Here is a 13894-nt window from a genome sequence, read left to right as displayed (position 1 = left end):
GTCCATACCGAGCATGCGCGTCGCACCATGGCGATCCAGCTTCCTAAAAGCCTATGGAGACGGATTTCAGCTCGGTATAGGAGAGTACGCCTTCGCGTCCATTTTCCCGTCCCAGACCGGATTGCTTATAACCGCCGAACGGCAGAGGACCCTCGCCGCCGCCGCCATTGACAACAATCGAGCCGGCGTGGAGCTTGCCCACCATCCGATGGGCCGTGCCGAGACTGCGCGTCCACAGCTTCGCCGCCAGCCCGTAGCACGTGTCGTTCGCCATTGCCGCAAGTCCGCCCAGTTCGTCCTCGTCCCCAAACGGCATGGCGCAGAGCACCGGTCCGAAAATCTCATCCTCCACCACGCTCATGCCTGGCTTTGTGTTGACCATGAGTGTCGGCTGCACGAAGTAACCTTCGCTTTCGATACGTCGGCCGCCGGCGAGAATTTCCCCACCTTGGTCCGAACCCGCCGCCATATAATGCATGACCCGGTCTAGCTGCTTCTGCGAAATGATCGGCCCCATCTCGACATCAGGCATGGTGCCGGGCCCGACCTTCACCTTCCGCAAGCGGTCTGCGATATCATTCACCACGATGTCGAATGCGTTTTTATGCACGAAGAGGCGTGTGCCAGCGGCGCAAAATTGGCCCGTCTTGAAGATGATTTCGTTCGCAACGGCGGCGCCTGCCCGCTGAAGGTCGGCATCGGCAAATACGATCACAGGCGATTTGCCGCCGAGTTCCAGGATAACCCGTTTCATGCCGGAGGCCGCGCCCCGCAGGATCGACTTCCCAACGAGCGTCGAGCCCGTGAAGGAAATTTTGTTGACGCCGGGATGGTCAACCAGTGCCTGACCGGCGGCAGGACCGAACCCCGTGACGATATTCACGACGCCGTCCGGAAAACCCGCTTCCTGAACCAGTTCGCCAAGCCGTATGGCGCTGAGCGGAGCAAGTTCCGCCGGCTTCAGCACGCAGGTGCAGCCGGCGCTGAGCGCGGTGGCGAGCTTGTTCACCGCCATCAAGAACGGCGCATTCCAGGGCGTGATCAGCCCCGCCACGCCGAGCGGTTCCCGGAGCGTGTAGGAAAAGCCCGGCATATCGGGAGCGGACATGGGCGTTTCGCCCGCGAGCTTCGTGCACCAGCCGGCATGGTAGCGCAGGCTTTCGACCGCTCTTGTGAAATCGACCGCACGAACCGATCCCAGCGGATTGCCGCCATCCAGGCTTTCCAAGAGCACAATTTCGTCGCTCCGGGCTTCGGTCACATCCGCCAAACGGTGTATGAGACGGGCGCGCTCGGCTGCGCGCATTTTTGCCCACGGCCCGGATTCGAATGCCTTGCGGGCGGCGGTCACTGCCGCGTCTATGTCCGAGGCGCCCCCGGCGGCTACGGTCGACAGGACTCGCGCCGTGGCGGGGTTGAATATTTCAATTGTCTCGCCCGATCGCGCGTCCATCCACTTGTTGTCGATGAAGAGCTGCTGAGGTCTTCCCAGAAAGTCCGCGATGGCGATTGCGGCGTCATTTCGAACGAATTGCGCGTCCATTATCGCCCCCCCAAAGTTCGTCCCTGGCCTTGTCGCGCACCGTGCAAAGCGTAGAGCCAATATAAGCGCGATCACCCGGACCAGCTATCGGCAGAGCCGATTAAACGATTTGTTCGGTCTTATTGTTCAGCCGCCCCCGGGTTCATAAAATATTCGACGGGTGGGAATTTCTCCCGGGATACAAAAGCCATTTCTGAAACAGCTCTCTGCAAATCGTACCGGATTTGCGGCGCCCCGCGGCGATCGAATTGCATGGCACGTCCGGTACGGCCCTATTGGCAAGACCGGGACGTCGCGCGGCACGTATGAGCGAGAGCAAAATGAAAATAGAGGCAATGGTGGTACGACAGCCCGGCGGTCCGTTTTGTCGGGAAGCTCTCGAACTGGATGCGCCGGGGAACCATGAGGTCCTCGTCCGCGTCGTGGCGGCCGGAATGTGCCACACCGATCTTGCAGTCGTCGATCAGAGTTTTCCGTTTCCGCTGCCGTTTGTGCTGGGGCACGAAGGTTCCGGCATCGTGGAACGCGTTGGCGCCGGTGTCACGAGCGTAGCGACCGGTGATCACGTCGTACTGACATTCAATAGCTGCGGCGCGTGCCGCTCCTGCGAAACCGGACATCAAGCCTATTGCCATTCCTTCTCGGCGCTCAATCTGTCCGGCTGCCGTATCGACGGTTCCACGACCTTGCGTTGCGGCGGGGAGGTCGTGCATGGCTCGTTTTTCTCCCAATCGTCTTTCGCCACGCACGCGCTCGCGGACGAACGTTCGGTCGTACCTGTTCCGCGAGATGCGCCATTGGAGCTGCTGGGACCGCTGGGTTGTGGCGTGCAAACGGGAGCCGGCGCTGTCATCAACATGCTGCGACCGTGGCCGGGATCGACCGCCGCGGTATTCGGGACCGGCGCGGTGGGATTGTCGGCGATCATGGCTGCCAGAATTGTCGGATGCGGAAGAATATTCGCGGTGGACCCGGTGCAACACCGTCTCGACCTGGCGAGCGAACTGGGCGCGACGGACCTCATCAACGTCACACAGCAGGACGCAAAGACGATAATTCATAATGCCGGCGGCGCGGACATATCGCTCGATACGTCCGGGTCCGCCGCCGGCGTCACGTCGGCAATCGAGTGCCTCAAACGAAACGGTTCTTGCGGCCTGGTTTCCAGCGGAGGCCGCGGCTCGACGGTAACCCTTCCAATCGCTCAGCTTATGGGCAGGCATGTTTTCGGGGTGATCGAAGGGGACGCAAATCCCCGCACCTTCATTCCGGAGCTCGTGGAATTCCATCGTCAGGGAAAGCTGCCCTTCGAACGCATGGTGAAATTCTACGACATGTCGGAAATAAGCCGAGCGGCGGCGGATTCCCGCTCCGGTGCGACGATCAAGCCGATCATCCGGTTTTCGGATGATTTCAACGCCTCATAGTCCGGTGGCGGTCGCGATGGTGCTGCTTGAAATGGATGCGGGGCTGAGATGAACGAGAAAGAGATCGACAACGCCATTGTCGACGCGTCCGTATATCAAGACGATGCGCGATATCATGCGTTGTTCAGGAGGCTGAGAGCCGATTGTCCCGTCAGATGGACGGCGCCCGACGGCTACGACCCCTTCTGGACGGTCAGCCGCTACGAGGACATCGTCAAAGTCCAAACCCAGCCGTCCTTGTTCCTCAGCGGAGGGCGAACAATTCTGGCTCCGGCGAACGTGGAAAAGGCCATTTCGAGCCACAGGGAGGTGGACGAGACGCTTCAGAACAACATCATCCAAATCAACGGGGACGAGCACACATCCGTGCGCAATGTGACGCGCGAGTGGTTCTTGCCAAGGAATATCGCCAAGCTCGAGGAGTCGATTGCGGGTATCGCGCGCGAATACATCAGCAATATGGTCAGCCTGGGTGGCGCGTGCGACTTCGTACAGGATGTTGCCGCGTGGTTTCCTCTGAGAACCATCATGGCGATCTTCGGGATGTCGAAGGATGACGCTCCCACCCTTTTTCGCCTGTCGAAGGAACGCACCGGCGGCGAGGATCCGGAGTTTCAACGATCGGGCGACCGGGCCGAACACACGGTCGAAGTGCTTCAGGATTTTTACGCGATATTCGGCGGGATCATGAACGAACGCCGCCGCCATCCCGCCGACGATCTCGCATCGGTGATCGCAAACGCGGAGATAGCCGGCAAGCCGCTCACGAAGTCTCAAGTCTTTTCGTACTATCAGACGATCACCATCGCCGGCCACGATACGACGACCGCGTCGATCGCAGGCGGTCTGCTCGCCTTGATCAGATATCCGGACCAGATGGCAAAATTGCGTGCTGACCTCTCGCTCATTCCTACGGCGGTCGGTGAGATGATTCGCTGGACTGCGCCGGTTCGCCACTTTTTCCGAACGGCGGTCGAGGATTACGAATTGGCGGGACAAGCCATCAAGGCGGGCGATACGCTTCTGATGTGCTATCCGTCGGCATGCCGGGACGAGACGATATTCGACAATCCGTTCGAATTCAGGGTTGACCGCAAGCCGAACCGTCACCTCGCCTTTGGTATCGGTCCTCACAATTGCCTGGGTCAGGTTCTCGCCCGGACGGAGATGGAGGTTTTCTATCGCGAGTTTCTCGCCAGGATCACCGATATAAGTCTCAATGGCGAACCCGAAAACACGCGCACGACGTTCATGGGCGGTCTCAAGCGGCTGCCGATCTGCTACAGGGTTGCATCTTAGAGTAGTTCGGAGTCCGCTCCAGCCGGCGCTGATCCTGCGCGGGATCTCTCCGGCACGACGCGGCACATTCCGATCGAAGATCGGAGGAAGGTTATGAGCTTGTCGGTAACGAACCGCTTGGCGCGCCTGGACACGTGCGCGATCTCGGACTCCCTGGACCGTCTCGGCGTTCCGGGCACGGCCGCCGGCCTGGTCGCCTTGACAACGGTCAAACGTATCGTCGGCCAGTGCATCACGGTGCAACTGGCCCCCGACGATGGGAATACGCGCAAGCGACATCTCTGCACCGCGGCCGTCGAGGCGGGCGGACCCGGGCATGTGATCGTCGTGGCCCATAACGGCAGGCTCGATGTTGCGGGATGGGGCGGGCTCCTGTCGCTGGGCGCGTCGCTTCGGGGCGTGGAGGGAACGATCATCGACGGCGCCTGCCGCGATGTCGACGAAAGCCGCGAGCTCGCGTTCCCATTGTATGCGCGTGCCGGCGTGCCGACGACCGCCAGGGGGCGGATTGTCGAAACGGCGTGGAATGTCCCGGTGAACATACGCGGCATCCAGGTCGAGCCGGGCGATTTCGTCATCGCCGACGGCAGCGGCGTGGTCTTCGTCCGGGCGGCGTCCGCCGAAGAGGTCCTCAAGACCGCCGAACGGATCGCCGAGCGCGAGCGCCTGATGGCCGCCGACCTGTGCGCGGGCAAACCGATCTCGGACGTGATGGGAACGGACTACGAGAATATGCTGACAACATATTGATTTCCTTCCGTATCCGGGCATCCCGCGTTTTATCGAACGGGCCAATCGATTGATCCGCAACGCGGGCTTGCTCCTCACGGGGCGCGGCGGTCAAAGTTGGACAAAGTTGGCGCCGAACCGCACCCGGCGGACGGCGTCCTGCGCCAGACGAAAGTTCCGTCCGCTCATGGCGGTCATGGACCGACGGCACGGCCGCGGATCGCACGACAAAATCCGGGATGGAACGCCAACAGGGAGGCTCCCATGACGCAGCAAAATATGAAGCCGTTCGATCTGCTGACCCGGGTGGAGAACGGCGCGCCGATGGGCGATGTCCTGCGGCAGTTCTGGCTGCCGGCGCTGCTGTCGTCGGAGCTGGCGGAGCGCGACGGGGCGCCGCTGCGCCTGCGCATCCTGGGCGAGGATCTCGTGGCCTTCCGGGACACGAAGGGCCGTGTCGGCATCCTGGAAGCCTATTGCCCGCACAAGCTCGCTCCCCTCTTCTTCGGGCGAAACGAGGAATGCGGCCTGCGCTGCGTCTATCACGGCTGGAAGTTCGACGTGACCGGCGAATGCGTCGACATGCCCAACATCGTGCCGCCGGACAATTTCGACCAGATCAAGAAGCGCCTGTCGGTGACCGGCTACGAGACCCGCGAGGCGGCGGGCATCGTCTGGGTCTATATGGGACCGAAGGGCGAGGTGCCCGAACTGCCGCAGATGGAATGGATGACGTTGCCGCCCGGCCATGTCCATGTCTCGCGCTGGCTGCATCGCTCCAACTGGGTGCAGGGCCTCGAAGGCGAGATCGACACCTCCCATATCAGCTTCCTGCACAGCTCGGCGGAGAGCAAGATCGTTCCCGACCTCATCCGGCTCGCCAAGGACGGCGCGCCGAAGATCACCATCCGGGACACCGATTACGGCTTCGTCTACGGCGCGCGCCGCTATGAGGACGAGACGAGCTTCTACTGGCGCGTCACCCAATGGATGTTGCCGATGTGGAGCGCCATTCCGCCGCGCTCGATCACGACGCCGATCTTCACCGGCCGCGGCTGGGTGCCGATCGACGACTACCTGACCACGGCCTTCGCCTACCGCTATCGGCTGGACCGGCCGTTCACGCCGCAGGAGATCGCGGATATCGAGCGCGGCGACGCCTTTCCGCCCCGCATGGCGCGCGGAACGTTCGCGCTGCCGCACGGCTATGTCATCGACACGTTCCTGCCTGCGGCGAACAAGGAGAACGACTACCTGATCGACCGCGAATTCCAGAAGAAGGGAAACTTCACCGGCATCTGGGGCGTCAACGAGCAGGATCGCGCGCTCCAGGAATACGCCGTCTCGGCGGACGGCGGCCGTCCGGGCATCGTCGACCGCGCCCGCGAACATCTCGTCGCCTCGGACGCACCGACCGCCATGGCGCGCACCAAGCTGATCCAGCTTGCCCGCGCCATCGCCAAGGGCGAGAAACCCATCGCCCCCGGCCGGCCCGCCAGCTATGCGGTGCGGGCCATCAGCCGGGTCTCCCCGCACGCCGAACTCGACGACCTGCTGCGCGAGCACGGCCATGAGATGGTGGTCCCGCCCCCCGCCGATGCCCCGGCCGAATAGCATGACCGGAGCATCGTCAGGCTCGTGACGACAGGCCCCGCATTGCGCATCGGCGTCGCCGGACTGGGCCTGGCCGGCAGCGCCATGATCTCGGCGATCCTGGACCATCCCGGGGTGATCCTGGCGGGCGGCGCCGACCGCGATGCCGAGCTTCGCGGCCGCTTCGCGCAGGATCACGCAATCGCGGTCGATGGCGATGCGGCGGAGCTGTTTCGCCGCGCCGACATCGACGCGGTCTATATCGCGACGCCGCATCAGTTCCACCGCGCGCACACGGTCGCCGCCCTCCAGGCCGGAAAGCACGTCATCGTCGAGAAGCCCATGGCGCTGTCGCTGGCCGATTGCGATGCCATGATCGCGGAAGCGCACCGATGGAAGCGGATGCTGATCGTCGGACATACGCATGCCTACGACCCTTCGGTGAGATACATCCGCGAGATCGTGCGGCGCGGCGATCTCGGCTCGCCGTCCATGATATCGATGTGGACCTTCACCGATTTCCTCTATCGGCCGCGCCGGCCGGAGGAACTGGATACGGCGCGCGGCGGCGGCATCCTGTTCAACCAGATTCCGCATCAGGTGGCGGTGGCGTCGCTGCTGGCGGGGCGGCCGGCGGAGCGCGTCCGCGCCATGACCCATGTGCTCGACCCGCGCCGGCCCACCGAGGGAAGCTGCACGGCCCTGATCGATTTCGGCGGCGGCCTCGGCGCCAGCATCGTCTACAGCGGCTACGATCATTTCGACAGCGACGAATTCCACAGTTGGGTGGCCGAGAACGGGCGTGAGAAGGTTGCCGATCAAGGCCGCGCGCGGCGCGCGCTGGCGGGAGTTTCGGGCGGCGAAGAGGCGCTCCTGCGGCGGGTCCGCTATGGCTATGGCGGCGGAGCCCATGCGCCGCGCGACGAGCCGCTGCATCAGCCGCATTTCGGCATCCTCGTCGTGAGCTGTGAAAAAGGCGATCTGAAGCCGTCGCGCGACGGCGTCACGCTGTATGCCGAAGACGGCGTGCGGGACGTCGCGCTTGCCGGCGGGCGGCGGCCCGGCCACCGGCTGGTGCTCGACGATCTATGCGCCGCGGTTCACGACGGCGTCCCGCCGCAGCAGGACGGCCTCTTCGGCCGGGAGACGCTGAGGATATGCCTCGCCATCCAGCGCTCGGCGGCGGAGCGGCGCGAGGTCGCCTGCTGAGCGCCGCAGCTAATGCGGCGGGAAGTACATCTTGGTCTGCTGGCGGATCTGATCGCGGATCCAGTTCCGCGCGAAGGTGCAGAACACTTCCGCCGCCTGGGACAACGCGCGGTCGCGCACGCGGCTGATGCCGATGGTGCGCAGAAAGCGGTCCGGCCCCGCCAGCTTCAGCGCCACGAACCGGTTCATGTCGATGAAGGACAAGGCGATGCTGGGCAGCAGCGTGACGCCGAGCCCGGCCTCGACCATGCCCAGCATCGTGAAGGCGCTGAACGCCTCGTAGGAAGGATGGAAGGAGAGGCCCTTGCCGGCGATGTCGGCGGCGATCGTGCTCCAGATGGAGACGTGCGACGGCATCGTGATCAACGGATATCTGGCGAGCTCCTCGTAAGAGACGAAATCCATCTTCGCCAAGGCATGGTCGCGCGGAACGATCAGGTAATACTCGATGGCGAACAGCGGCTCGAACGCCAGTCCCCGGATGCCGTCTTCCTGGCCGCAGATCGCGAAGTCGACCAGGCCGGCGGTCAGGTCGGAGAGGGCCTGGCCGAGCTGCTCGTCCCGGAGCTTCACGACGACATCGGGATAGATCTTGCTGAACTTGGCGATGATCGGCGGCAGCGTCACCGCCGCCACGGTGGGCGAGACGGCCAGCGACACCGAACCTTTGGTCAGCTTGGCGTCCTGCTGCAATTCGACCTTGAGCGACCGCAGCTTCGCGATCAGCGGCTCGCTCGCCGCCTGCAGCTTGGAGCCCGCCGGCGTCGTCAGCACCTTGCGCGTCGTGCGCAGGAACAGGCGGGTGCCGAGCGAGGCCTCGATCTTCTTGATGCGCGCCGTGACGGTCGGCTGGCTGACGGCGAGCGCCTCGGCGGCCTGGTTGAAGCTGCCCAGACGCACGATCATCAGGAAGGTTTCAAGCTCCTCCAGTGTGACATTGAGCCGGTTCATCTGTGCGGACCGATGGTAGGGCGAATCATCTTCCTCCGGGGCAAACGGCGGGTTCGCGCCGCGGCCGCGGGCAGGCTTTGCCGCCAAACGTCCGCCGCGCGGCTTACTCCTAGCCCTGTGCACGATGATTTCCCAGTCCGGTCAAGATGTTCACCCCCAAAGGCGCCGGTTGGGCGCTATCCGCGCCGGGTTTGCAGCGCATGGTAACCCTGTGCCGCCCGCGCCGCGCGCAGGGGCTGGCCCTCGAGGATCGCCGCCCTGATCCGATCCTCCGCGGCATGAACTTCGAAGGCCACGTCCAGAACCTCGCCGATCCGGCCGGCCGGAATCGCGACCAGACCGTCGCCGTCGCCGCGCAGCCAATCGCCCGGCTCGATGCGGATTCCGCCGATCGAGACGGGTACGGCCGTCGCCTCGACCCGCACGCGATCCTTGCCGGTCCGCATCCAATTGCCCCTGGAAAAGATCGGATAAGCAAGCTCGATCGACCGGTCGACGTCCCGGCAGACGCCGTCGATGACGGTGCCGCCCACCCGGCGCCGCGCGGCCGTCGAGGTGAGAAGATCGCCCCACACCGTGGCATCCGGGCGGCCCTGGTTGTCGAGCACCACGATCTCGCCCGGCCCGAGATCGTCGATGTAGTCGCCGACCGTGCCCGGTTCCTGTCCGACGGGACCGTAGCGCAAGGTCCAGGCTCTGCCCGCCAGCCGGAACGAACGGTCGAGCGGCATGATGCCGACGCATTGCCCGGCGATGCCCAGCCTGTCGAGCGCATCGCTCAGATCTGTGCAGCTCAGGCTTTCGAGCCGCTTGACGATGTCCAGCATGTTCCGCTCCAGCCGATCAGCGGGCCGGAAAGGCGCGCTGGTACACCTTCTTGGCATTGAGCTCGAAGATCTTGCGCCGGTCCTCGGCGGTCAGCCATTCGATGCTCTCGATCACCGGCTTGAGATTGTCGAAGGTGCTGCCGGTGACTGGATTGTGGACGCTGCCCGTGCCGGGGCGTTCGGTCCCGAACAGGCAATTGTCGGTGCCCAGCGTACGGAACTGGAAGTCCAGCGCCTCCTTGGAATAGTTGCAGGTGTCGAAATAGAGCTGGCGCATCATCTGGTCGAAATCCAGCGGCCGCTTGCGGCGCAGATTCCAGGCGCGGAAGCGGCCCATGTGATAGGGGATCGCGCCGCCGGCATGCGAGATGACGATCTTCAGGTCGGGAAAATCGGTGAACACGTCCGATTCCAGGAGCGAGATGATCGCCGTGCTTTCCTCGTTGAGGAATTTCAGGGTGTAGGATTCGCGCGGATTGCAGCAGCTCGCCGAATGGATCAAAGCGGGCACGCCGAGCTCGACCATCTTCTCATAGAGCGGATACCAGAACCGGTCCCCCAGGCCGGGCGGCGGCGCGATGTCGCCCTCGCAGGGATCGGGATTGATGAGGCAGCCGACGAAGCCGAGTTCCTTCACGCAGCGCTCCAACTCGTCGCGGCAATTCTCCGGGCTGGTGTCGCGATATTGCGGCAGGCCCGCGACGCCGCGGAAGCGGTCCGGAAACATCTGGCATTGCCGATGGATGACGTCGTTGATCGCCTGGGTCCACATATGCCCGACCTTCGCCGGCTTGATCGAGTGCATCATCATGTAGGGGCGCGGCGACAGGAACTGGATGTCGGTGCCGACTTCGTCCATCGAATTGACCAGGCCTTGGGTGACGCTGCGCAGCGCCGCCTCGTCGGTGATCGTGTAGCGCTCGCGCGACGGCGGGTTGGCGCGGCTCGATACCAGCTCGGCCATGAATTTGAATATGTCGTCGGGCATGACCACATGGGCGTGCGAGTCGATTATCATTGCGTTCTCCCTTGCATGTTTTCGTATTCGTCAGCGGGACGCGGCTTGGTCGCCGTGCCAGGCCGTGAACGCCAGCCCGATCCCGGTGCCGGCCGGTGTGCGATAGACCGGAAGATATTCCATCCAGGCGTTGCGCAGGCCCTCCAGGGCGCCGGCGGCCGTGACCCAGTTGAGGATCTCGGACGAGCCCGATCGGAGCGCGGCGGCCGGCAGGGCGCGGAGCGTCGCCGCGTCGCCTTCGGCGAGCGCCGTCAGGACCCGGCGGTCCAGCACCGCGTCGGTGACGAAATGGCTGAGGCCGCCGGAGGCAACGACCGCGATGCGCAGATCCTTCGGCATCTGCTTCAAGGTCTGGCCGATCGCCTGGCCGATCGCATAGCAGCGCGACGGCGAGGGAACGTTCGGCGGGAAATAGGTGTTGAGGAGCACCGGCACGATCGGGATGCTCCGTCCCCGGAACAGCCGCGACACCACAAAGCCGTAGGCATGGCCGAAACCCGCCTTGCCGGCATCCTCGACATGCGACGCGGCCGCCACGTCCACGTCGCGCGCCATCAGCCCCTCGATAAGCGCGAGCGCCACCTCGGGGCAGCCGGGGAACGCATGGGCGGCATCCATCTTGTAGCCGACCAGCGCCCGGCGCCGCCATTCCGGAATCTCCGCGGCCTGCGCGCCCTTGGCCAGCATCGTCAGCTCCGCGCCGTAATAGACGGCGATCGCCGGCATATGCGTGAGCCGGAACAATTCGTCCTGATCGTCGCCGATGATGACGACGACATCGGGCCTGGCGCGTTCCAGTTCGTCGGCAAGCCGGTCCAAGGCGCGATTGGCGCCATCCAACTGGGTGCGAAACGTCCCGATCGTCGCGTCGCCCGCGTGAACGCCGCCGGTCTCGGCGAGAAGCGCGTCATAGGCGAGCACGCGGCCATCCGACAGCGTGAGCTTGCGATTGCGCAGATCGTCCTGGGCGCGCACCTGCCACATCTCCGGCGAAAGCATCAGCAACGGGCTGTGGGACGTCCCGATGCCCAGCACGATCCTGCTCATGGCAATTCTCCCTTTGCCGGCCCCGCGACGGCCGCCAGCCTGCGCCGCATGATCTTGACGACAGCTTCGTCGACCAGCATCCCATCCTCGGCGACCGCTCCCCTGCCCGCGCCGAGCATCGCATCGTTCAGGCGCAATATGCGATGCGCCTCCTCGATCTCCTCCGGCGTGGGCGAAAAGACTTTGGCGATGATTTCGACCTGGCGCGGATGAATGGCCCATTTGCCGGTGTAGCCGATCTCGCGCGCGTGACGGGCCTCCACCTCCAGGCCGGCGTCATCGTCGATCTTAGGATGAACCTGATCCAGCGCCTGGATGCCCGCCGCGGCGGCGGCGGCCGACAGCCTGGACCGCGCATAGGCGAGACCGCGCGCGTTGAAGGCAACGCCCGTGCTCGCCGCGAAATCGGCCGCGCCGAAGATGACGCCGGCACAGCGCGGCGAAATGTCGATAAGGTCCGAGATGCGCTCCAAGGCAGCGCCGCTTTCGATCAGAAGGTAGAGCGCTATTCCCTGGCCCCTCCTGCACTCCATCCGTTCGAGGAAATAATCGGCGACATGAACGTCGCGCGCGGTCTCCGCCTTCGACAGAACGAGGGCGTCGATATCGGCATCCTGCAACGCCGCGACATCCTCGCCGAACCAGGCCGTGCCCACCGCGTTGACGCGCACCGCGACCTCGGTCTCGCCGAAATCGGTTCCCTGCAACGCCTGGCGCACGACATCGCGGGCCGCCGGTTTCATCGCAGGCGTGACCGAATCCTCCAGGTCGAGCACCAGTCCGTCGCACCGCAGTGCCGCCGCCTTCTCGATCATCTTGACCGAAGCCCCCGGCGTGACCAGTTGGCAGCGCAGCGGCATCCGCTTCGTCCGCGCCGCCGTCACCGCACGCTCCTCAAGCGGCGCGCAAAAGCCCGCATGGACGAAACCGATTCCAGCGCCGCAGTGGCCCGCGCGATCTCGGCCGCCACCGGGCCTTCGAATACGTTCCCGACCAGCGAGGCGAATTTGGCCTCGACATGACGCCAATCCAGGGGATGTTCGGGCTCGCCCAGGGGAAAGTCGACCCGCTCGACGCGATCCGTGCCCTCGATCCGCACCTCCGCCGCGTTCAGCGCCAGACCAGGGTCGGGCTCGACCGTGACGTTCGCGGCCATCGCCTCGACCGCGGCGTCGCCGATGCGGCGATAGCTGTCCCAGTCGGCATTGCCTTCGAGCCAGGCGATGGCCGCCTGGAAGAAGACGCTGAACTGCGCGTCCACCACGCCCCTGGGCCGCAATTTCTGCTCGGATCGCTCGCCGACGATGCGCAGCGCGCCGGGCGACAGGCGGATCCGCAAATGCACCGGGGAGCGCGCATGGCCCGCGTCGAGCTGGCGCAGCGCCAGCACCGCGTCGATCGCCGCATGCGTGAACCGGCAGGAGGGATAGGGCTTGATCGCCGTCTCGGCCGCCAGCCAGCGTTCGTTCAGCGCGGCCGCGACAAGCGCCGCGGACGGCGCGTTGCTGTAGCCGGCGAGGAGACCGTTCGCGCCCTCGATCGCACCCGACGACCCGCGCAGCCCAACCCTTGCCAGCGCCAGCGCCAGCCAGGCGTCATGTGCGGCGAAGCCCGCATGGAGACGCTTGTTCAGTGCGCCCGATTCGAGGAACTGCATCGATCCGGCCGCCTTGCTCGCGCAAAATCCGAAGGCGCTGGCGAGCGTGGCGCCATCGACCCCCAACAGACGCGCCGCGGCCGCCGCCGCGCCGAAAATGCCCGCGATGGGCGTCGGATGAAAGCCGCGGTCGTAAAGGGTCTTGCCCAATCCGGCACCGACCCGGCACGCGACCTCATAGCCGGCCGCAAGCGCCGTCAGAAACGCGCGCCCACCGGCATCGGTGTGCTCGGCAGCGGCCAATGCCGCCGGAATGACGACCGCGCCCGGATGGATCAGGCCGAGCTGGTTTGTGTCGTCGAAATCCAGCGTGTGCGCATAAGTGCCGTTCAGCAGCGCCGCATATTGCGGGGCGTAGCCGCCGGTTTCGCCGATTGAGGTGATCTCGCCGCCTTCCGGATTGAGCTGCCGCACCGCGCGGCGCAGCTGGGCGCTTCCATCGGCCGCGACGGCCGCATAGGCCGATACCGCGATGAAGTCGAGGACACTGGCGCGAAGCTGCGTCGTCAGGCGCGCCGGCAAGGCTTCATACGTGACCCCGACCGCGAAGTCCGCCAGCTTCTGGGTCGCGTGTTCTCCGGAGGACGGCGCCAT

General features: G+C 64.9%; 12 protein-coding genes. 5 read left to right on the top strand and 7 right to left on the bottom strand.

What is annotated here, in order from left to right; genetic code table 11:
* Window positions 1–43: 43 nt before the first annotated feature.
* Window positions 44–1543, bottom strand: a complete 1500-nt coding sequence (locus tag WDN01_01885) for an aldehyde dehydrogenase family protein (GenBank protein MEJ0024751.1) — start codon at window positions 1541–1543, stop codon at window positions 44–46.
* A gap of 305 nt (window positions 1544–1848) precedes the next feature.
* Between WDN01_01885 and WDN01_01880 the strand changes: the two genes are divergently transcribed.
* The 5 genes from WDN01_01880 to WDN01_01860 all read left to right on the top strand — a co-directional run bounded on the left by WDN01_01880 (window position 1849) and on the right by WDN01_01860 (window position 7800).
* Window positions 1849–2970 carry an NAD(P)-dependent alcohol dehydrogenase gene (locus WDN01_01880; protein ID MEJ0024750.1) on the top strand — a complete coding sequence of 374 codons (1122 nt, stop codon included), beginning with the start codon at window positions 1849–1851 and terminating at the stop codon, window positions 2968–2970.
* A gap of 48 nt (window positions 2971–3018) precedes the next feature.
* Window positions 3019–4269, top strand: a complete 1251-nt coding sequence (locus tag WDN01_01875) for a cytochrome P450 (GenBank protein MEJ0024749.1) — start codon at window positions 3019–3021, stop codon at window positions 4267–4269.
* 93 nt (window positions 4270–4362) lie between these two features.
* Window positions 4363–5019, top strand: a complete 657-nt coding sequence (locus tag WDN01_01870; GenBank protein MEJ0024748.1) for an RraA family protein — start codon at window positions 4363–4365, stop codon at window positions 5017–5019.
* A gap of 243 nt (window positions 5020–5262) precedes the next feature.
* Window positions 5263–6612 carry a Rieske 2Fe-2S domain-containing protein gene (locus tag WDN01_01865; GenBank protein ID MEJ0024747.1) on the top strand — a complete coding sequence of 450 codons (1350 nt, stop codon included), beginning with the start codon at window positions 5263–5265 and terminating at the stop codon, window positions 6610–6612.
* A gap of 24 nt (window positions 6613–6636) precedes the next feature.
* Window positions 6637–7800, top strand: coding sequence for a Gfo/Idh/MocA family oxidoreductase (locus tag WDN01_01860; protein ID MEJ0024746.1), 1164 nt, complete (start codon window positions 6637–6639; stop codon window positions 7798–7800).
* 9 nt (window positions 7801–7809) lie between these two features.
* Here WDN01_01860 and WDN01_01855 read toward each other — a convergent pair whose 3' ends face one another.
* From WDN01_01855 to WDN01_01830, 6 genes are all read right to left on the bottom strand, one after another.
* Window positions 7810–8751, bottom strand: a complete 942-nt coding sequence (locus tag WDN01_01855) for a LysR family transcriptional regulator (GenBank protein ID MEJ0024745.1) — start codon at window positions 8749–8751, stop codon at window positions 7810–7812.
* A 176-nt stretch (window positions 8752–8927) separates the two neighbouring features.
* Window positions 8928–9578: an RraA family protein gene (locus tag WDN01_01850; GenBank protein MEJ0024744.1), complete on the bottom strand. Its 651-nt coding sequence runs from the start codon at window positions 9576–9578 to the stop codon at window positions 8928–8930.
* Between the two features lie 16 nt (window positions 9579–9594).
* Entirely contained in the window at window positions 9595–10596 is a 1002-nt protein-coding gene (locus WDN01_01845) for an amidohydrolase family protein (GenBank protein ID MEJ0024743.1), read from the bottom strand.
* A 30-nt stretch (window positions 10597–10626) separates the two neighbouring features.
* Window positions 10627–11643, bottom strand: coding sequence for a hypothetical protein (locus WDN01_01840; GenBank protein ID MEJ0024742.1), 1017 nt, complete (start codon window positions 11641–11643; stop codon window positions 10627–10629).
* Complete coding sequence (locus WDN01_01835) at window positions 11640–12527, bottom strand: CoA ester lyase (GenBank protein MEJ0024741.1); 888 nt, start codon at window positions 12525–12527, stop codon at window positions 11640–11642. The genes WDN01_01840 and WDN01_01835 overlap by 4 nt, the downstream gene beginning before the upstream one ends.
* A complete protein-coding gene (locus tag WDN01_01830) occupies window positions 12524–13894 on the bottom strand; it encodes an MmgE/PrpD family protein (GenBank protein MEJ0024740.1) in 1371 nt (456 codons plus the stop codon). Before WDN01_01830 ends, WDN01_01835 begins: the two co-directional genes overlap by 4 nt.

The sequence above is a fragment of the Rhizomicrobium sp. genome (assembly GCA_037200985.1).
Taxonomy (GTDB): domain Bacteria; phylum Pseudomonadota; class Alphaproteobacteria; order Micropepsales; family Micropepsaceae; genus Rhizomicrobium.
This window is presented reverse-complemented; position numbering and strand designations above follow the sequence as displayed.

Excerpts from the sequence above, each read along its gene's own strand:
- WDN01_01840 (MEJ0024742.1), bottom strand. The coding sequence starts at position 11,643 with ATGAGCAGGATCGTGCTGGGCATCGGGACGTCCCACAGCCCGTTGCTG.
- WDN01_01875 (MEJ0024749.1), top strand. The coding sequence starts at position 3,019 with ATGAACGAGAAAGAGATCGACAACGCCATTGTCGACGCGTCCGTATAT.
- WDN01_01855 (MEJ0024745.1), bottom strand. The coding sequence starts at position 8,751 with ATGAACCGGCTCAATGTCACACTGGAGGAGCTTGAAACCTTCCTGATG.
- WDN01_01830 (MEJ0024740.1), bottom strand. The coding sequence starts at position 13,894 with ATGGCGCCGTCCTCCGGAGAACACGCGACCCAGAAGCTGGCGGACTTC.
- WDN01_01870 (MEJ0024748.1), top strand. The coding sequence starts at position 4,363 with ATGAGCTTGTCGGTAACGAACCGCTTGGCGCGCCTGGACACGTGCGCG.
- WDN01_01850 (MEJ0024744.1), bottom strand. The coding sequence starts at position 9,578 with ATGCTGGACATCGTCAAGCGGCTCGAAAGCCTGAGCTGCACAGATCTG.
- WDN01_01885 (MEJ0024751.1), bottom strand. The coding sequence starts at position 1,543 with ATGGACGCGCAATTCGTTCGAAATGACGCCGCAATCGCCATCGCGGAC.
- WDN01_01865 (MEJ0024747.1), top strand. The coding sequence starts at position 5,263 with ATGACGCAGCAAAATATGAAGCCGTTCGATCTGCTGACCCGGGTGGAG.
- WDN01_01845 (MEJ0024743.1), bottom strand. The coding sequence starts at position 10,596 with ATGATAATCGACTCGCACGCCCATGTGGTCATGCCCGACGACATATTC.
- WDN01_01880 (MEJ0024750.1), top strand. The coding sequence starts at position 1,849 with ATGAGCGAGAGCAAAATGAAAATAGAGGCAATGGTGGTACGACAGCCC.